The organism is Xanthomonas sp. NCPPB 1826, assembly GCF_056725285.1.
The window spans coordinates 2,889,606-2,908,499 of the sequence record NZ_CM161521.1; the positions used below are offsets into that span (position 1 = coordinate 2,889,606).

18 protein-coding genes are annotated in these 18,894 nt (G+C 66.7%); 10 read left to right on the top strand and 8 right to left on the bottom strand.

Translation table 11 applies throughout. From position 1 onward, the window contains the following. Positions 1-9 precede the first annotated feature (9 nt). Positions 10-777 carry an RNA methyltransferase gene (locus tag AC1PLA_RS12225; protein WP_016905057.1) on the bottom strand — a complete coding sequence of 256 codons (768 nt, stop codon included), beginning with the start codon at positions 775-777 and terminating at the stop codon, positions 10-12. 116 nt (positions 778-893) lie between these two features. Here AC1PLA_RS12225 and AC1PLA_RS12230 point away from each other — a divergent pair, with 116 nt between their 5' ends. Further along, positions 894-1,727, top strand: a complete 834-nt coding sequence (locus AC1PLA_RS12230; RefSeq protein ID WP_039521909.1) for an inositol monophosphatase family protein — start codon at positions 894-896, stop codon at positions 1,725-1,727. A 514-nt stretch (positions 1,728-2,241) separates the two neighbouring features. Here AC1PLA_RS12230 and AC1PLA_RS12235 read toward each other — a convergent pair. Continuing rightward, complete coding sequence (locus AC1PLA_RS12235) at positions 2,242-2,853, bottom strand: superoxide dismutase (RefSeq protein ID WP_016904847.1); 612 nt, start codon at positions 2,851-2,853, stop codon at positions 2,242-2,244. A 257-nt stretch (positions 2,854-3,110) separates the two neighbouring features. Between AC1PLA_RS12235 and AC1PLA_RS12240 the strand changes: the two genes are divergently transcribed. Both AC1PLA_RS12240 and AC1PLA_RS12245 read left to right on the top strand, forming a co-directional pair. Then, positions 3,111-3,560: a guanyl-specific ribonuclease gene (locus tag AC1PLA_RS12240; protein WP_016904848.1), complete on the top strand. Its 450-nt coding sequence runs from the start codon at positions 3,111-3,113 to the stop codon at positions 3,558-3,560. Beyond that, positions 3,557-3,982: a barstar family protein gene (locus AC1PLA_RS12245; RefSeq protein WP_024940420.1), complete on the top strand. Its 426-nt coding sequence runs from the start codon at positions 3,557-3,559 to the stop codon at positions 3,980-3,982. The genes AC1PLA_RS12240 and AC1PLA_RS12245 overlap by 4 nt, the downstream gene beginning before the upstream one ends. A gap of 208 nt (positions 3,983-4,190) precedes the next feature. Here AC1PLA_RS12245 and AC1PLA_RS12250 read toward each other — a convergent pair whose 3' ends face one another. Then, positions 4,191-6,083 carry an ATP-binding cassette domain-containing protein gene (locus AC1PLA_RS12250; protein WP_104559570.1) on the bottom strand — a complete coding sequence of 631 codons (1,893 nt, stop codon included), beginning with the start codon at positions 6,081-6,083 and terminating at the stop codon, positions 4,191-4,193. 110 nt (positions 6,084-6,193) lie between these two features. Between AC1PLA_RS12250 and dbpA the strand changes: the two genes are divergently transcribed. Further along, on the top strand, positions 6,194-7,570 hold the full coding sequence (gene dbpA, locus AC1PLA_RS12255; protein WP_104559569.1) for an ATP-dependent RNA helicase DbpA: 1,377 nt from the start codon (positions 6,194-6,196) through the stop codon (positions 7,568-7,570). A 146-nt stretch (positions 7,571-7,716) separates the two neighbouring features. Here the strand turns inward: dbpA and AC1PLA_RS12260 are convergent, their stop codons facing one another. Both AC1PLA_RS12260 and AC1PLA_RS12265 read right to left on the bottom strand, forming a co-directional pair. Continuing rightward, entirely contained in the window at positions 7,717-8,277 is a 561-nt protein-coding gene (locus AC1PLA_RS12260; protein ID WP_053051362.1) for an adenine phosphoribosyltransferase, read from the bottom strand. A gap of 94 nt (positions 8,278-8,371) precedes the next feature. Then, positions 8,372-9,928 carry a protein adenylyltransferase SelO gene (locus tag AC1PLA_RS12265; RefSeq protein ID WP_481104620.1) on the bottom strand — a complete coding sequence of 519 codons (1,557 nt, stop codon included), beginning with the start codon at positions 9,926-9,928 and terminating at the stop codon, positions 8,372-8,374. A 169-nt stretch (positions 9,929-10,097) separates the two neighbouring features. Between AC1PLA_RS12265 and AC1PLA_RS12270 the strand changes: the two genes are divergently transcribed. Continuing rightward, positions 10,098-10,973: an alpha/beta hydrolase gene (locus AC1PLA_RS12270; RefSeq protein ID WP_411758075.1), complete on the top strand. Its 876-nt coding sequence runs from the start codon at positions 10,098-10,100 to the stop codon at positions 10,971-10,973. Between the two features lie 106 nt (positions 10,974-11,079). Here the strand turns inward: AC1PLA_RS12270 and AC1PLA_RS12275 are convergent, their stop codons facing one another. Both AC1PLA_RS12275 and AC1PLA_RS12280 read right to left on the bottom strand, forming a co-directional pair. Next, entirely contained in the window at positions 11,080-11,778 is a 699-nt protein-coding gene (locus AC1PLA_RS12275; RefSeq protein WP_047125232.1) for a glutathione S-transferase, read from the bottom strand. A 176-nt stretch (positions 11,779-11,954) separates the two neighbouring features. Further along, complete coding sequence (locus AC1PLA_RS12280; protein WP_006451993.1) at positions 11,955-12,164, bottom strand: cold-shock protein; 210 nt, start codon at positions 12,162-12,164, stop codon at positions 11,955-11,957. A gap of 267 nt (positions 12,165-12,431) precedes the next feature. Between AC1PLA_RS12280 and AC1PLA_RS12285 the strand changes: the two genes are divergently transcribed. The 4 genes from AC1PLA_RS12285 (at position 12,432) to AC1PLA_RS12300 (ending at position 16,888) form a co-directional block, all read left to right on the top strand. Beyond that, positions 12,432-12,911 carry a YaiI/YqxD family protein gene (locus tag AC1PLA_RS12285; RefSeq protein ID WP_481104621.1) on the top strand — a complete coding sequence of 160 codons (480 nt, stop codon included), beginning with the start codon at positions 12,432-12,434 and terminating at the stop codon, positions 12,909-12,911. Between the two features lie 62 nt (positions 12,912-12,973). Then, positions 12,974-13,522 carry a YaeQ family protein gene (locus AC1PLA_RS12290; RefSeq protein ID WP_024939301.1) on the top strand — a complete coding sequence of 183 codons (549 nt, stop codon included), beginning with the start codon at positions 12,974-12,976 and terminating at the stop codon, positions 13,520-13,522. Next, positions 13,519-14,700 (top strand): BaiN/RdsA family NAD(P)/FAD-dependent oxidoreductase, encoded by a 1,182-nt coding sequence (locus AC1PLA_RS12295; RefSeq protein WP_016904531.1) that lies wholly within the window; start codon positions 13,519-13,521, stop codon positions 14,698-14,700. The genes AC1PLA_RS12290 and AC1PLA_RS12295 overlap by 4 nt, the downstream gene beginning before the upstream one ends. A gap of 118 nt (positions 14,701-14,818) precedes the next feature. Then, entirely contained in the window at positions 14,819-16,888 is a 2,070-nt protein-coding gene (locus AC1PLA_RS12300) for a GGDEF/EAL domain-containing response regulator (protein WP_481104622.1), read from the top strand. A 104-nt stretch (positions 16,889-16,992) separates the two neighbouring features. Here AC1PLA_RS12300 and htpX read toward each other — a convergent pair whose 3' ends face one another. Beyond that, positions 16,993-17,871 carry a protease HtpX gene (gene htpX, locus AC1PLA_RS12305; RefSeq protein WP_104554203.1) on the bottom strand — a complete coding sequence of 293 codons (879 nt, stop codon included), beginning with the start codon at positions 17,869-17,871 and terminating at the stop codon, positions 16,993-16,995. Positions 17,872-17,968: 97 nt separating this feature from the next. Between htpX and gluQRS the strand changes: the two genes are divergently transcribed. Continuing rightward, positions 17,969-18,868: a tRNA glutamyl-Q(34) synthetase GluQRS gene (gluQRS, locus tag AC1PLA_RS12310; protein ID WP_481104623.1), complete on the top strand. Its 900-nt coding sequence runs from the start codon at positions 17,969-17,971 to the stop codon at positions 18,866-18,868. The last annotated feature ends 26 nt before the right edge of the window (positions 18,869-18,894 follow it).

The following is an 18,894-nucleotide window of genomic DNA, read 5'->3' on the forward strand; positions in this document are numbered from 1 at the left end:
TGACAGACGTCAGTTTCCGTTGCGCTTTGCCAGCATGGCCATGCGCTGCGCATCGGACAGAATGCCGCGCAGCAAACGCACTTCCTGCTCGCTCATGTCCGCGCGCAACAGCAGCCGCCGCAGCTTGCGCATCGCCGACTCCGGCGCGCGTCCCTTGTGGAAGTCGATCTCGTCCAGGGTCTGGCCCAGCTGGCCGAACATGCCTTCCAGTTGGGCATGGCTGGCCGGGCCCTCGCGCAGCGCGCCGGCCGCCGCGGCGGGTGCAGCCTCCGCTTCGCCGGCCGCCAGCTGCGCCAGCCGCACCTCGTACGCCACGACCTGTACCGCCGCCGCCAGATTGAGCGAGCTGAACGCCGGGTCGGAGGGGATATGCAGCGCCGCGTGGCAGAGCTGCAGCTCGTCATTGGTCAGGCCGGTACGCTCGCGACCGAACACGATCGCCACCTCGGCCGGTTCGCCGGCCTTGGCCCAGGCACGGCGCGCGCCCTCGTCCGGCGGCAGCTCTTCCAGTGCGACCCGGCGCGCACGCGCGGTGCAGCCGATCACCAGGGTGCAATCGGCCACGGCCTCGGCCAGGGTGGCGAAGATCGGCGCCTCGCCGAGCACGTCCTCGGCACCGGCCGAACGCCGATAGGCGTCTTCGTCGAGCGCACGCTCCGGCGCCACCAGCACCAGGCGCGACACCCCCATCGTCTTCATCGCGCGCGCGGCGGCGCCGATGTTGCCTGGATGCTGGGTGCCGACAAGAACGAAACGGATGCGCTGGCTGACGGACATGAACGGAGATTGGGGAGCGATTCGGTCGTAGATGGTAAACTGCGCGGCCGGCTTTGGTGCCGGACCGCTCTTTTACCTTCGCCATTTTCGATTCTGCCTTCACGGGAGCTTTAACCATGCAGAAACCCGCCGTCACCGTCATGGTCAAAGCCGCCCGCCTCGCCGGCAATGTGCTGTTGCGCGGTATCAACAAGCTCGATGCGCTCAACGTGGTGCAGAAAGGCCGCATGGACTACGCCAGCGAAGTCGATGCCGATGCCGAGAAGGTCATCATCAAGGAACTCAAGCGCGGCTACCCCGAGTACGCCGTGTTCGGCGAAGAAGGTGGTGTGCAAGGTGGCAAGAGTGGCCGCTACACCTGGGTCATCGATCCGCTGGACGGCACCAGCAACTATCTGCGCGGCTTCCCGCATTACTGCGTGTCGATCGCGCTGGTGGAAAACGGCGAGCCCACCGACGCGGTGATCTTCGACCCGCTGCGCAACGAGCTGTTCACCGCCAGCCGCGGCGCCGGCGCGGTGCTCAACGACCGCCGCATCCGCATCGCCGAACGCAAGGACCTGGAAGGCGCGATGGTCCACACCGGCTTCCCGCCGCGCGAGCGCGCACGCACCAGTGCACAACTGAAGTGCGTCGATGCGTTGCTGGTGCAGGCCGAGGATGTGCGTCGTACCGGTTCTGCCGCGCTGGATCTGGCCTACGTGGCCTGCGGCCGCGCCGATGCGTATTTCGAGGCCGGCGTCAAAGCCTGGGACATCGCGGCCGGCGTGCTGCTGGTGCGTGAAGCCGGTGGCCGCGTCTGCGACTACAAGGGTGCCACCCCGCCGCGCATGGACAACATGGGCCCGGAAACGCAGCAGATCGTGGCCGGCAACATCAAGATCAGCGACGCGCTGCAGAAGGTCATCGTCAACACCGGCTACGCCCGCGAGTTCGACGCCAAGTTCTGATCGCTGCCCGACCCAAGTTCTGGTCGACGCCCGCACATCGTAGGAGCGCGCCAGAGCGCGACGGGGCTTTCCCAGCAAAGCCCTCGCGACCAGGGTCGCTCCTACAACAGCGCGGAGCAAACGCAAAAGGCCGGGATCGCTCCCGGCCTTGTGCGTTCAAGCTCGATGCAAAACTCATCGGCGCCGCACACCGTAGGAGCGCGCCCGAGCGCGACGGGCCTTCCCGGCAAAGCCCCTCGCGACCAGGGTCGCTCCTACAACAGCGCGCAGCAAACGCACAAGGCCGGGATCACTCCCGGCCTTGTGCGTTCCAGTTCGATGCAAAGCCCATCGGCGCCGCACACCGTAGGAGCGCGCCCGAGCGCGACGGGGCTTTCCCAGCAAAGCCCCTCGCGACCAGGGTCGCTCCTACGACAGCCCGCAGCAAAACGCACAAGGCCGGGATCGCTCCCGGCCTTGTGCGTTGGGTGCCGCAGTCATAGCGCTACGTGGAACCTAGCGCTGATGCAGGACTTCAGGCGATCGCAGCGTGGTAGCGGCGCTCGACTTCTTCCCAGTTCACTGCGTTGTAGAACGCGCCGATGTATTCCGGACGACGGTTCTGGTACTTCAGGTAGTACGCGTGTTCCCACACGTCCAGACCCAGGATCGGGGTGTTGCCTTCGAACAGCGGGCTGTCCTGGTTGGCGGTGCTTTCCACCACCAGCTTCTTGTCCGGGGTCACGCTCAGCCAGGCCCAGCCCGAGCCGAAACGGCTGACGGCGGCCTTGGTGAAGGCTTCCTTGAACTTCTCGAAACCACCGATGTCCTTGTCGATCGCCTTGGCGACCTCGCCCTTGGGCTCACCGCCGCCATTGGGTGACAGCACGGTCCAGAACAGCGAATGGTTGGCGTGGCCACCACCGTTGTTGCGCACCGGGCCCTGCAGGTTTTCCGGCAGGCTCTTCAGCTTGGACACCAGCTCTTCCACCGGCAGGTCGGCGTACTCGGTCCCTTCCAGCGCCGCGTTGACGTTGTTGATGTAGGTCTGGTGATGCTTGGTGTGATGGATTTCCATCGTCTGCGCATCGATGTTGGGTTCCAGCGCGTCGTAGGCGTAGGGCAACTGCGGGAGGGTGTAGGCCATGCGTGTCTCCTGGACTTGCCGCCCGGCGAAGACCGGGCGTTGCGGGGTAGATGGTAAGGACGGCGACGACGCTTACCAAGGGTATTGGCAGGGAAACTTCATCCCATCGCATGCCGCGTCGTGTTCGCTGCACACCTTGCACCATGCCCCGGTTACTTGGGCGTGAACCGTCCCGCCGCCCGGCGCGTTCAAAGTCGACACAGTCGCGCAGCGGCATACTTGCTCTGCCGTCCCAACACCCTGCTTCCGGAAACGTCATGCGCAAGCCCGCTTTGCTGATCGTCGCCATCGTGCTGCTCGTCGCCGGGTTGTGGGGCATGCGCGCGATGCAGACACCCAAGCCGCACTTCGCGCCGCAGCTCAGCGCGCCGATCGCCGCGGCAGCACCGGTCGAACGCTCACCGCAGCAACAAGCGTTGCCGGGGTTTCTGCCAACCGAGGCCATGGCCACGATCGTGCTGATCCAGCGCGGCGGGCCATTCCCGCATCCGCAGGACGGCAGCGTGTTCGGCAATCGTGAGCAGCGCCTGCCCGAGCGTCCGCGCGGCTACTACCACGAATACACCGTGGAAACCCCAGGCAGTCCCGATCGCGGTGCGCGCCGCATCGTCACCGGCGGTACGCCACCGCAGGCGTGGTATTACAGCGACGATCATTACCAGAGTTTCAGATCGTTCCAGGGCCCGGCCCCGGAGCAGGCGCCATGAGCGCAGGTGACTTCGCGCTGGACCTGTCCGACCCGCAGCAATCGGGCGTCTACCAGGCCGAGACCGACGACCTGGACACCATGGCGGCCCTCGCACGCGATGCAGGCCTGCACATCCTGCGCGTGGACCTGGCCAGTTGCAGCGACAAGCACAGGTTGCTGATGCGTCTGGCCACCCAGCTGGACTTCCCGGCCGGCTTCGGCCGCAACTGGGACGCGCTCTCCGATGCCTTGCGCGATCTGGCGTGGCTGCCGGCGTCGCATGGCTATGCGTTGCTGATCGACGGCGCCGATGCGCTAGCCCGCACTGCACCGAACGACCGCGACACCTTGCTGGATATCCTCGACGAAGCCGCCACCGCCTGGGCTGCACGCGGGCTGACGTTTGCGGCATTCGTGGCGCCTGCGAGTGCCTGCGACTAGGCGCTGCCTGCCAGACGCATCCCGCAATCACGGGACACAGCACGATCAACACAGCGTGTTGGTGATCGGTGTTCACCGGTGCGTATCCAGCGCGTGTTTTACGCGACGCGCTGCCCCACGGCTGCCACCCCTGTAGTGGGAGGCGTGGTGCCAGTTATCGCTCCACACATCCACAAGGCCGGCACGCAGTCGCGCACCGGCCCGACCGTCAACTATCCAGTTCGCTCCAGCGCGCGAACGCTGCATCCAGCCGAGCCTGCGCATCGCCCAATGCGGCGGTATGCGCGGCCATCGCCGCACTGTCGCGCTGGTAGAAAGCCGGGTCGTTCATCGCCTCGGTCAGTGCCGCAACCTGCTGCTCCAGGGTTTCGATCAACGCCGGCAATTGCTCCAGCTCACGCGCGTCCTTGTAGCTGAGCTTGCGCTTGGGCGCGGCATCGGCCGGCAGCGCAGCCGCCACCGACGTAGTCGCCGCCGCCGTCGCCGATGCCTTGGCGACCGCCATCGCGTTGGGCGCCGGGGTGCGACGCTGACGCAACGAATCGCTGTACCCGCCGACGTAATCGCCGATCAGGCCCTCGCCCTCCATCACCAGCGTGGAGGTCACCACGTTGTCGAGGAAGTCGCGGTCATGGCTGACCAGCAACAAGGTGCCGGTGTACTCGCCCAGCAGCTCTTCCAGCAGCTCCAGCGTTTCCACGTCCAGATCGTTGGTCGGTTCGTCCATCACCAGCAGGTTGGACGGCTGCGCGAACAGGCGGGCCAGCAGCAGCCGATTGCGCTCGCCACCGGACAGCCGGGTGATCGGCGCACGTGCGCGCTCGGGGGTGAACAAAAAGTCCTGCAGATACGCATGCACATGCTTGCGCTTGCCGTTGATCTCGATGAAGTCGCGGCCTTCGGCCACGTTCTCGATCGCGCTCCAGTCCTCGCGCAGCGTGGAACGGTACTGATCGAAGTAGGCGATCTGCAGATTGGTGCCGATGCGGATCTCGCCCTGCTGCGCCTGCAGATCGCCCAGCAGCAACTTCAGCAAGGTGGTCTTGCCGCTGCCATTGGGGCCGATCAGCCCGATGCGGTCGCCGCGCTGGATGATGGTCGAAAAATCCTTGACCATCGTGCGCGCGCCGAATGCGAAACCGACTTCCTTGGCCTCGATCACCTTCTTGCCAGAGGACTCGCCCTGCGAGACTTCCATGCGCACATTGCCGGTCAGGTCGCGGCGCTGCACGCGCTCGTTGCGCATCGATTCCAGACGCCGCACACGGCCTTCGTCGCGGGTACGCCGCGCCTTGATGCCCTGACGGATCCAGATTTCTTCCTGCGCCAGCATCTTGTCGAAGCGCGCGTTTTCCTGCGCCTGCGCATTGAGCCGCTCTTCGCGGCGCCGCTCGTAATTGGCCCAGTCGCCCGGCCAGCTGGTGACCTGACCACGATCGATCTCGACGATGCGGGTGGCCAACGCACGCAGGAAGCGCCGGTCATGGGTGACGAACAACACGCTGCCGTTCCAGTTCTTCAGGAACGACTCCAGCCAGTCGATGGCTTCGATGTCCAGATGGTTGGTCGGCTCGTCCAGCAGCAGCACATCCGGCGAGGACACCAGCGAGCGCGCCAGCAGCACGCGCCGCTTCATGCCGCCGGACAACCGCGCAAACTCCGCATCGCCGTCCAGTTCCAGCTTGGTCAGCGTCTCGCTGACGCGCTGATCCAGCGCCCAGCCGTCGGCCGCATCGATCTTGGCCTGCACCTTGCCGAACGCGTCGGCATTGAACACCTCGGCATGGCTGAGTTGATGGAACTCGGCCAGCCAATGACCCAGCTCGCCCAGGCCGTCGGCCACCACATCGAACACGCTGCCGCCGGTGCCCTGCGGCACTTCCTGCTCCAGCCGCGCGATGCGCACGCCCTGTTGCACGCGCACTTCGCCGTCGTCGGGCTTGAGCTCGCCGGCAATCAGTTTCATCAAGGTCGATTTGCCGGCGCCGTTGCGGCCGATCAGGGCGATACGCTCGCCCGGCTCGATCGTGAGGTCGGTTTTTTCCAGCAACAAGGGGCCGCCGACGCTGTAGTCGACGCTTTGCAGAGTAATTAAAGGCATGGCGTAATTGTACGGGATTGGTGATTGGGGATTCGGGATTGGCAAAAGCGCACGCTGTCGCGGTGACGAATCCCGAATCCCTACTGCCCAATCCCGGGCTAAAATGCGCCATGAACGAATTCTCCGCGCTGCCGCTGTCGCCGGCCCTGGCCCCCGGCATCGACGCCCTTGGCTACACCGTCCTTACACCCATCCAGGCACAGAGCCTGCCGCCGATCCTGCAGGGGCTGGACGTCATCGCCCAGGCGCCGACCGGCAGCGGCAAGACCGCCGCCTTCGGGCTGGGCCTGCTGCAGAAGCTCGACCCGGCGCTGACCCGCGCGCAGGCGCTGGTGCTGTGCCCCACCCGCGAGCTGGCCGATCAGGTCGGCAAGCAGTTGCGCAAGCTGGCCACCGGCATCCCCAACATGAAGCTGGTGGTGCTGACCGGCGGCATGCCGCTCGGCCCGCAGCTGGCCTCGCTGGAAGCGCACGACCCGCAAGTGGTGGTCGGCACGCCCGGCCGCATCCAGGAACTGGCCCGCAAGCGCGCCCTGCATCTGGGCGGGGTGCGCACGCTGGTGCTGGACGAGGCCGACCGCATGCTCGACATGGGCTTCGAAGAACCCATCCGCGAGATCGCCAGCCGCTGTGACAAGCACCGCCAGAGCCTGCTGTTCTCGGCCACCTTCCCGGACATCATCCGCACGCTGGCGCGCGAGATCCTCAAGGACCCGGTCGAAATCACCGTTGAGGGCGCCGACAACGCGCCGGAAATCGACCAGCAATTCTTCGAGGTCGACCCGACCTACCGGCAAAAGGCCGTCGCCGGCCTGCTGCTGCGCTTCAATCCCGAATCCAGCGTGGTGTTCTGCAATACCCGCAAGGAAGTGGACGAGGTGGCCGGCTCGCTGCAGGAGTTCGGCTTCTCCGCGCTCGCCCTGCACGGCGACATGGAACAGCGCGACCGCGACGAAGTGTTGGTGCGCTTCGTCAACCGCAGCTGCAACGTGCTGGTGGCCAGCGATGTGGCCGCACGCGGGCTCGACGTGGAAGACCTGTCGGCAGTGGTCAATTACGAGCTGCCCACCGATACCGAAACCTACCGCCACCGCATCGGCCGCACCGCGCGCGCCGGCAAGCGCGGATTGGCGCTCAGCCTGGTGGCCCCGCGCGAGAGCGGCCGCGCGCAGGCGCTGGAAGCCGAACAGGGCCAGCCGCTGAAGTGGTCGCGCGCGCCCCTGGCCACCGCCCGCCCGGCGCAGCTGCCGCAGGCGGCCATGACCACGCTGCGCATCGACGGCGGCAAGACCGACAAGCTGCGTGCCGGCGACATCCTCGGCGCGCTGACCGGCGAAGCCGGACTATCGGGCGCGGCGATCGGCAAGATCGCGATCTTCCCCACCCGCTCCTATGTCGCCATCGCCCGCGCGCAGGTCGCCAAGGCGCTGGCGCATCTGCATGCAGGCAAGATCAAGGGACGCCGGTTCCGGGTCAGCAAGCTGTAATCAACGCGCGGCAGCGACCCTGCCGACCAACCGATCGAGCGGCAGCGATAGCGTCTGCCGCACGCTCCACAGGGATGCGCACGCTTGCGCATTCCTGTTTTCAGAAAGCCTGATCGGCAAGCTGCTCGATCAGCAAGCTGCCTGGATCAATAGCTCAAGGTAGCCAGCAACGGCACGTCATTGGCCCATTTCTCACGGCCCTGCAGCGCCAGCAGTTCGACCAGCACCGCCGCGCCGACCACTTCCAGCTCCAGCTGTGCGGCCAGACCCAAGGCCGCGCGCAGCGTACCGCCGGTGGCAAGCACATCGTCGACGATCAACACGCGCGCGCCGCGTGGCAACGCGTCCTCGTGCATTTCGATGCGGTCGGTACCGTATTCCAGCGCATATTCCTGGACCAGCGTACGCCCGGGCAGTTTGCCGGGCTTGCGCACCGGCACAAAGCCGGTACGTAGTTCGCGCGCCAGCGCCGACCCCAGGATGAAACCGCGCGCCTCGATGCCCAGCACCGCATCCAGCGGCGTGGTGCGCCAGGGCTGCGCCATCTCGTCCAGCGCCGAGGCGAAGTCCGGGCCATCCGACAGCAGCGGCGTAATGTCCTTGAAGACGATGCCCGGCTTGGGAAAATCGGCGATGTCGCGGATTCGCTCGGACCATTGGTTGGGTCCGGAAGAATTGGTGCCGGCGCAGCGGGTGCAGTCAGTCATGGTGGTGGTGGCGTCTAGGCCGGTGGGGACCACCCTATTCTAGGCTGCGCGGACTTGCGGCGCCGCGTTTACGACATACCTGCATCTGAGCGCGTCAGGAACTGCAGGACAGCATCGAGCAACCGGCGCGGTCACGCGCCCAGTCCGGCCGCCGTGCGGCAAACGCCTCGCGGCCCGGCTGGTCGTCGTACGGGTGCCGCATGACCTCCAGCAACTCTTCTACGCCGGACGGATCGCCCTGCTCGGCCAGATCGATCGCTTGCTGCGCCAGATAGTTGCGCAGCACATAGCGCGGGTTGGCCAGGCGCATGCGTTCGCGCCGCACCTCCGGCGACAACGTGTCCTGCTGCAGCCGCTCAGCGTAGCGCAGCAGCCAGTCCTGCAGCTGCGCGGCATGCGCGAGGCGCTTGTCCTGGTCATAGAACGCCTCACGCAACAGATCGGGATCCGGATGCTCCGGCACCAACGCGATCAGGCCGCGGAAGGTCAGCGTCATGTCCATTTCCGCGTTGTGCATCAACGCGCGCAGCGCATCGATCAACTGCAGATCCTCGTCGCGGCAGTCGGCCAGACCCAACTTTGCGGCAGTGTCGCGGCGATCGCAGGCCAGGTAGGTATCGCGGAAGCGGTCCAGCCCCAGCTGCAACTGCACCTGGTCGGCGAACAGCGGCGCCAGCGCCTGCGCCAGGCGCCCCAGGTTCCAATAGGCGACCTGGGGCTGGGTGCCGAAGCGGTAGCGACGGCCCTGCGCATCGGTGGTGTTCGGCGTCCAGTCCTGGTCGTAGTCGTCGACCCAGCCGTAGGGGCCGTAATCGATGGTCAGCCCCAGGATCGACATGTTGTCGGTGTTCATCACCCCATGCACGAAGCCCAACCGCATCCAGTGCGCCACCATCAGCGCGGTGCGCTCGCAGACCTGCGCGAACCAGGCTGCGTAAAGCGCCTCGCCAGCACCTTGCAGCTGTGGGAAATCACGCGCGATGGTGAAGTCCACCCATTGCCGCAGCAGCGCCAGATCGCCGCGCGCACTGGGCAACTCGAAGTTGCCGAAGCGGATGAACGACGGCGCCACCCGGCATACGATCGCGCCCGGCTCGCGCTGCGGCCGGCCGTCGTAAAACATGTCGCGCACCACCGCATCGCCGGTGGTGACCAGACTCAGCGCACGCGTGGTCGGCACGCCCAGATGATGCATCGCTTCGCTGCACAGGAATTCGCGAATGGACGAGCGCAATACCGCCCGGCCATCGGCACCGCGCGAATAAGGTGTCGGACCGGCGCCCTTGAGCTGCAACTCGTAGCGACCGCCATCGACCCCGATTGCCTCGCCCAGCGAAATCGCGCGGCCATCACCCAACTGGCCGGCCCAATGGCCGAACTGGTGCCCGCCATAATTGACCGCCCACGGCTGCATGCCCGGGTACAGCGCGTTGCCGGCGAATACCTCGGCAAACTGCGCGCTGCCGATCTGGGCCTCATCCAGCCCCAGCCGTTGGGCGACATCGGCCGAATACGCCAGCAGGCGCGGCGCGGCCACCGGCGTCGGCATCACTGTCGACCATGCAGCGCGTACCTCGCGGCGGCGTGGACCTTGTTCGGAATCACCGGGCAGCTGCTGGCGCAGGCGGTTGTCAAACTGCAGAGTCGTCATGCATGCCAGCGTAGGCCAACGACAGTGAACTTCGCATGGGCAACCACGCATCCGGTGTTGCGCACGTACCGTATCTTCGAGCAGCTGGCCGCCAGCAAACGGGCTCGTCCTGCACACGCAGGCAACATCCGCCGCGTTATTCCTCCCCGCCCCTCAAACGACATCGCCCATGCCCTCGCGCACTTCCCGCTGGTTTCGCCCCGCCCTGCTGCTGCTCGGCTCGCTGACACTGACTGCCTGCAGCAGCGTGTTCTTTGGCGGCATCAACGCCGCCTCCAGCCGCGACGGCATTGTCGAGCACCGCGACCAGGTGTTCGATCCGGCGCATGGTCTGGCCCTGGACGTCTACCAGCCGCGCGGCGCGGTGGATGCACCGGTGGTGGTGTTCTTCTATGGCGGCACCTGGAAGCGCGGGACGCGCGCCAACTATCGCTGGGTCGGACGCGCGCTCGCGCGCCAGGGCGTGGTGGCGATGGTGGCCGACTACCGCAAGTATCCGCAGGTCGGCCTGCAGGGCTTCATGTCCGACGCTGCCGGCGCCACCGCCTGGGGCTATCGGCATGCGCACGACTACGGTGGCGACCCGACGCGCCTGGCGGTGATGGGCCACTCCGCCGGCGCGCATATGGCCGCGCTGCTGGGTACCGACGCGCGCTGGCTGCAGGTGCAAGGCCTGCAACCCCGACAACTGTGCGGGGTGGTGGGTCTGGCAGGGCCCTACGACTTCCTGCCGCTGACCGACCCGGAGCTGATCGAGATCTTCGGCGAGGCACCGGCCGCGCAACAGCAATCGCAGCCGGTGCGCTATGTCGGCGGCGACGAACCGCCGATGCTGCTACTGCATGGCGATGCCGATCGCGTGGTCGAGCTGCAGAACAGCACCTCGTTGCAGCACGCCCTGCAACGCAAGGGCGGCACGGCCGAGTTGAAGGTCTACCCGGGCATGGGCCATCTCGGCATCGTGCTGGCGCTGCGCAAACCGCCCGAGCGCTCGCCCGTGCTGCGCGACACGCTGCAGTTCCTGCGGCAATGTCGGGCGCCTTGATTGGGCGGTACGGGATTGGGGAGTCGGGATTGGGGATTCGCCTAACCCTGGCAGGACACCGTCGAAGCACGGTGACCTGTAGCTTCCCTGGGCGCATACCGCAACGTCACTCGGCGGGCTTGCGCCCCATCAGCTCGAACGGGCCGCCCTTCTTCAGCGCGGCCTGGTACGCCGGACGCGCTTCGATGCGCGCGAGAAACGCGCGCAGACGCGGATAGCTTTCCAGCCCGCCGCCACGTGCAGCGGCGGCCTGCACCGGGAAGCTCATCTGGATGTCGGCTGCGGTGAAGCGCTCACCGGCAAACCATTCGCTTGCCTGCAGCGACTGCTCCATCCAGTCCAGATGCAGTTTGAGCTGCGGACCGACAAAGCCGGACATGGCCTTGTCCACGATTGCACGTGCGATCGGCTTGGCGAAGAACGGCATCGGCGCACTGCGAATCCGCCCGAAGATCAGCGTCATCAGCAGCGGCGGCATTGCCGAGCCTTCGGCGTAATGCATCCAGTAACGGAACTTCAGGCGCTCCGGCGACTCCAGCGGCCGCGGCGGCGGCGACAGCGCGCATTCGGTGTCGTAGCGTTCGGTCAGGAACTCCAGGATCGCGCCGGACTCGGCCACGGTCAGATCGCCGTCGACAACCACCGGCGACTTGCCGAGCGGATGGATGGCACGCAATGCCGCCGGCGCCAGCATGGTCTTGGGATCGCGCTCATGCCGCACGATCTGGTACGGCAGCGCCAGTTCCTCCAGCAGCCACAGCACGCGCTGGGAACGGGAATTGTTGAGATGGTGGACAGTGATCATGGAAGAGGCTGCACGCGGAAAGCGCACATGCTACCGACTGGCGTGTCGTCGCTGCGCTCACCTGAGCGGGTCGAACCGCCCGACGCTGCCTGCGGCACTGATCAAATCGCGCCCAATAAAAAACGCCGGTCGCTTGCGCGACCGGCGTTTTTGGCAACCTTACGGTTGCAGACGGATTAGACCGCCTGCACCTGGTCAGCCTGCATGCCCTTCTGGCCCTGCACGGCGACGAAGGTCACTTTCTGGCCTTCCTGCAGCGACTTGAAGCCGGTGCCCTGGATGGCACGGAAGTGCACGAACAGGTCCGGGCCGCTTTCCGGGGTGATGAAGCCGAAGCCCTTGGCATCGTTGAACCACTTCACGGTACCGCTCTGACGATCTGACATTTACAAACTCCTGAACTATAGATGGATAAATCGCAGCGTCCGAAAAGCCGGAGCTGAGACTGAGTTGCAGGCGTTGGTAAAGCGGAACGATGAAGCGAGATCTGTAACGATCCGGCTGCATCAGGCCACGATTCACGGTGACCCTTGCAAACACAGTGCGTGCACAGTACTCGCGTTCCCAGCAAAAAGCGACACCTTGCGTCAAATTTTTTACTGTCAGGCCGAATCTGACCACCTGTCAGGCCCCTTCCCTCTCGATTTCAGCACATGAATACGCCTCCCCTGCTGTCCCGCCCGCATATCTGGGTCGATGCCGATGCCTGCCCCGCAGTCATCCGCGACATCCTTTTCCGCGCCGCCGCACGTACCGGCACCGCGGTAACGCTGGTCGCCAATCATTTCCTGCCCACCCCTCGCCTGGCCCACGTGCGTGCGCTGCAGGTGCCTGGAGGAGCGGACGCGGCCGACGATGCCATTGCCGCACGGGTGGCCGCAGGCGACCTGGTCGTCACCCAGGACATTCCGCTGGCCGCTCGCGCACTGGAGGCGGGCGCGGCCGCCGTCAGCCCGCGTGGCGAGCCGTTTACCCGCGACAGCATCAACGAGCGCCTGTCGGTCCGCAGCTTTCTGGAAGAACTACGCGGCGCCGGCGTGGTCACCGGCGGGCCCGCGGCCCTGCACCCGCGCGACCGCCAGGCATTTGCCGCCCAGCTGGACCGTTGGCTGGCCGAGATGGCGCGGCGCTGACCGCAACACGCCGGCATTGCAACGGGGGCGTATCATAAATGCCCTTTGCAACCGGCATCCTGATGGCCCTTACCGCCACCGTCCGCAGGGCGGAACTCCAGATCAGCGACATGGACCGTGGCTACTACGCCAACCATTCGTTGACCCTGGCCCAGCACCCCTCCGAAACCGACGAGCGCCTGATGGTGCGGCTGCTGGCGTTCGCGCTGTTCGCCGACGACCGCCTGGAATTCGGCCGCGGCCTCAGCAACGAGGACGAACCCGACCTGTGGCGGCGCGACTACACCGGCGACCCGGACCTGTGGATCGACCTCGGCCAGCCGGACGAAAGCCGGGTGCGCAAGGCCTGCAATCGGTCGCGCGAGGCGGTGGTGATCGGCTATGGCGGCCAGGCCACCGAAACCTGGTGGAAGAAGCAGGCCAACGCGCTTAGCCGGCAGCGCAACCTGCGTGTGATCGAGCTGGACTCGCAGGCCACCGAAGCGCTGGGCGCGCTGATCCAGCGCGGCATGCGCTTCGACGTGATCATCCAGGACGGCGAGGTGCAGATGCTGGCCGACCACGGCAGCGTCACCCTGACCCCGATGGTGCGGCAAGCCCCGGCCGAATGAGCATGCGTTGCGACGTGCTGGTCATCGGTGCCGGCGCGGCCGGACTGATGAGTGCCTTCACTGCTGGCCGGCGCGGCCGCCAGGTGCTGGTGATCGACCATGCCAACAAGGTCGGCAAGAAGATCCTGATGTCCGGTGGCGGCCGCTGCAACTTCACCAATACCGGCACCACGCCGGGCAACTTCCTCTCGGCCAACCGCCACTTCTGCAAGTCCGCCCTCGCCCGCTACAGCCCGCTGGATTTCGTGGAGATGGTCGAGCGCCACGGCATCGCCTATCACGAGAAAGAGCTGGGCCAGCTGTTCTGCGACATCTCGTCCAAGCAGATCGTGCGCATGCTGCTGGACGAGTGCGAGGCGGCGGGCGTGCAGGTGCGTACCGACTGCAAGGTGCAATCGGTGCAGCGCGGCAGCGACGGCTTCAGCGTGGAGACCAGCCAGGGACGCGTGCAGGCGCAGTCGCTGATCGTAGCGACCGGCGGGCTGTCGATTCCGAGCATGGGCGCCAGCGGCTTCGGCTATGCGCTGGCCCAGCAGTTCGGCCACACGCTGTTGCCGACGCGTGCCGGGCTGGTGCCGCTGACCCTGAGCGGCAAGCACCAGGAACGGCTGCAGGACCTGTCCGGGCTGGCGCTACCGGTCCAGGCGCAGTGCAACGGGGTCAGCTTCCGCAACTTCATGCTGGTCACCCACCGCGGCGTCAGCGGCCCGGCCATCCTGCAGATCTCCTCGTACTGGCAGCCCGGCGACGACCTGCGCCTGGACCTGCTGCCCGGCCAGGACGCCGCGGCCTGGCTGCGCGACCAGAAAAATCAGCGTGGCGCCACCGAACTGCGCAACGTGCTGGCCGACGTGCTGCCGCGGCGGTTCGCCCAGCGCCTGTGCGAGGTGTGGTTGCCGGACAAGCCGGTCCGCCAGCTCGACCCGCCGCAGTTGCAGGCCGCAGCGGACCTGCTGGCCGCCTTCCCGCTGATCGCCAGTGGAACCGAAGGCTATCGCACCGCTGAAGTAACGCTGGGAGGTGTCGATACCAACCAGGTCTCCAGTGCGAGCATGGAGTCGCGCCTGGTGGCCGGCCTGTACTTCGTCGGCGAGGTACTGGATGTGACCGGCTGGTTGGGCGGCTACAACTTTCAGTGGGCATGGGCGTCCGGCCATGCCGCCGGGAGCGTGGCCTGATATCAGCTTCAACACATGGAAACGTGGCCTGAGTCTCACCCCGGATGCGGCCTTGTCCACAGACATGGACGCAGCCGAGTTCCTTCGTGTATTAAAGCCCGTCGCTAGGGAAACGCGCATGCAAAAAGGCAAAGATCTCACCCTCCGCCTGATGATCGTCGACGACAGCGTCGAAAGCGCGGAGGCGATCGTGACCGCGCTGCGCAACGGCGGCATCGCAGTGCGTCCGTCGCGGCCACAGACACCGGAAGAGCTCGCCAGCATGCTGTCGGGGCAGATCGACCTGGCCCTGCACGGGCAGGCGCTGCAGATCCCGATGAGCGCGTTGCACCAGCAGATCGCCGGCAGCGGCAAGGATATTCCGATCATCCTGCTGGCCGAGCGGATCGAGGAAAACGCGCTGGTCGAGGCCGCGGCACATGGCATTCGCGCCATCGTGCTGCGTCATCGCCCCGAACACCTGCTGGCGCTGGTGCGCTCGGAATGGGCCGACCTGCAGGCACGCCGTGGCCTGCGCCGCATCGAGGCACAGATGCGCGAGACCGAACGGCGCTGCGATGCCCTGATCGCCTCCTCGCGCGACCCGATCGCCTACGTGCACGAAGGCATGCACATCCGCGCCAACGAGGCGTATCTGGACATGTTCGGCTTCGAGTCGTTCGACGATGTCGAGGGCGTGTCGCTGCTGGACATGATCGCCGCCCAGTACGTCGACGACTTCAAGCAGCTGCTCAAGGCGATGTCCAAGGGCGAGCCGCCGCCGGCGCAGTACAAGGTCGACGCGCGCCGGCTCGAAGGCGACACCTTCCCGGCGACGATGGAGTTCGCCACCGCGACCTACGAAGGCGAGCCGTGCATCCAGGTGGTGTTCCGCCGTCGCGAGGAATTCGACCCGGAGCTGGCGCGCGAGGTCGAGGACCTGCGCCAGCGCGACCAGGTCACCGGCCTGCTCAACCGCCCCACCTTCATGGTGGCGCTGGAACAGGCGGTGGCGCGCGCCGGCCGCAGCGAAGGCCAGTCCGGCTTCCTGCTGATCGAGCCCGACCACTACGCGCGCCTGCTGCCCGAGATCGGCCTGGATTCGGCCGACGCGCTGATCGCCGCGCTGGCCGCACATGTGGCCAGCGTAAGCGACGACAGCGTGGTCGCCGCGCGTTTCGGCGAGCACAGCTTTGCATTGTTGATGGACGGCAATTACGCGCGCACGCATGCACTGGCGGAGCTGGTACGTGACGCCTTTGCGCAGCACGTCTTCAGCATCGGCGCGCGTTCGGCCACGGTGACGGTGAGCATCGGCGGGGTGCAGATCGGCGAGAAGATCGCCAGCATCGGCCAGGTGCTCAACCGCGGCACCGAGGCGGTGCGCACCACCGCCGAGCTCGGCGGCAATGCGGTCAGCATCTACGACCCGGCAGCAGCCGACCGGGCCGAAGAGGAACGCATCGAGCGCTGGGTGCAGCAACTGCGCGAGGCGCTGGTCGGCGACGGCTTCCTGCTGCATTACCAGCCGGTGCTCAACCTGCAGGGCGAGCCGCTGGAGCTGTACCAGGCCTTCCTGCGGCTGGAGCGCAACGGCGAGATGATGTCGCCGAACGCCTTCATGGCGATCGCCGAAGAACACGATCTGATCACCGAGATCGACCGCTGGGTGGTGGCGCGCGCGATCCGCCAGCTCGGCGAGCGGCAACGTGCAGGACACAGGACGCACCTGCTGGTACGCATCGGGCCCAACTCGTTCTCCGATCCGCAGATGATCGACATCATCCGCGAGCAGCTGGCCGTGTACGGCGTGCCGGGTGAACGGCTGTGGCTGCAGACGCCGGAATCGAAGGTGTTCACCCATCTGCGCAATGCCCAGCAGTTCCTGGCGGCGGTGTCGGCGATGGGCTGCAAGGTCGGGCTGGAACAGTTCGGCTCGGGCCTGGACTCGTTCCAGCTGCTGGCGCATTTCCAGCCGGCCTTCCTCAAGCTCGATCGCGGCATCACCGGCGAAGTGGCCTCGGCGCGCGAAAGCCAGGAAAAGATCCGCGAGATCACCTCGCGCGCGCAGCCAGCCGGCATCCTCACCGTGGCCGAGTTCGTGGCCGATGCGCAGTCGATGAGCACCTTCTTCAGCGCCGGGGTGGACTATGTGCAAGGCGATTTCGTCGCCCCGACCGGGCCGTTGATGAACTACGAGTTCGGCTGAGACCTGCCGCCGTAGCGCATCACTGCCGCCGCGCTCCAGCCAACAAAAAACCCGCAGCACGCGGGTTTTTTGTTGGGCGGCACACATGGGTTGGCGCTACCGTCTTACATCGCCGCACCGTTGGCGGCGCGCAGCGCGGCGATACGCTCGGACAGCGGCGGGTGGCTCAGAAACAGCCGGCGCAACCCATCGCCACCGCCGCCGGAAATGCCGAACGCCTGCACCTGCGAAGGCAGGCTGTTCTGGCCATGGTTGAGCGACAGGCGTTCCAGTGCGGCAATCATCTTGCCGCGGCCCGCCAGTTGCGCGCCACCGGCATCGGCGCGGAATTCGCGGCGCCGCGAGAACCACATCGCGATCATCGTCGCGAACAGGCCGAACACCATCTCCAGCACGAACACGATGATGTAGTAGGCAAAGCCGCGGCCACCGTCGCGATTGCCCGACATGGCGCTGTCGATGACGCCGCCGACCACGCGCGCCAGCACGATCACGAAGGTATTGAGCACGCCCTGCAGCAAGGCCATGGTGACCATGTCGCCATTGGCGACATGCGCAATTTCATGGCCCAGCACCGCCTCGGCCTCGTCCTGGCTCATGTTCTGCAGCAGCCCGGTGGACACCGCCACCAGCGCGTTGTTGCGGTTGGCGCCGGTGGCGAAGGCATTGATCTCCGGGCCGTCGTAGACCGCCACTTCCGGCATGCCGATGCCGGCCGCCTCGGCCTGACGGCGCACCGTCGCCAGCAGCCAGCGCTCGGTCGGCGTGCGCGGCTCGCTGATCACCTGCGCGCCGGTGCTGCGCTTGGCCATGAACTTGGACAGCAGCAACGAGATGAAGGAGCCGCCGAACCCGAACACGGCCGCCATCACCAGCAAGCCGCTCATCTGCGCGGGATTGACGCCCAGCACCGACATCACGATGCCGGCCAGCACCAGCACCGCAAAATTGGTCAGCAGGAACAGGAAAATGCGGTTGAACATGGTGCGACGACTCCACGCGAGCAAGATGAGCTGCAGCAGATCTGCGGTCGTCAGCGCTTGAAATCAAGCGATCACCTGACCGACGATTCAGCCGATCATGCCAGCTCTCCCCTACCGCGGCCGCTTCGCGCCTTCCCCGACCGGCCCGCTGCACTTCGGCTCCCTGCTGGCGGCGTTCGGCAGCTGGCTGCTCGCGCGGCACGCCGGCGGTCAGTGGTGCGTGCGCATAGAAGACATCGATCCGCCGCGTGCCGAACCCGGCGCCTCCGCGCGCCAGCTGCGCACGCTGGCCGCCTTCGGCCTGCACTCGGACCTGCCGGTGCTGTATCAATCCGAGCGCCACGCACAGTACGCCGCCGCCGTCACCACCTTGCTGGAGGCGGGATTGGCGTTCGAATGCAGCTGCAGCCGGGCCGACCTTGCCGGCATGGGCGGCATCCACCACGCCTGCGTGGCGCCGCTGGGCGTCCGCCGGGCGGTGCGCCTGCGGGTGCCGCCACAGCCGCCGGTCGGCTTCGACGACGCGCTGCAGGGTCACGTGGTGCAGGACGTGCATACCGAGGTCGGCGACGTGGTGCTGCGCCGCGCCGATGGCTACTGGGCGTACCAGCTGGCGGTGGTGGTCGACGATGCCGCGCAGGCCATCACCGATGTCGTGCGCGGCGCCGACCTGCTCGACTCCACGCCGCGCCAGTTGCTGCTGCAGCGCGCGCTGGGCCTGCCGCAACCGCGCTATCTGCACCTGCCGCTGATCCTGGATCACACCGGCCGCAAGCTGTCCAAGTCGCACGCTGCGCCTGCGCTGGACGACGCCGATCCGCAACCGGCCCTGCACGCCGCCTGGGCCGTGCTGGGACAGCAGCCGGCAGCCTTGCCGCGCCGGGCGGCGCTGGACACCTTGCTGCAGCATGCGGCGCAGCATTTTTCGCCACTGCGGTTGCCCCGGCACCTGCATCTGGACGCGGACGGACGCGCATCGCAGCCCCGGCGTGACTAGAATTGCGCCCCGGCACCGGCGTCGGG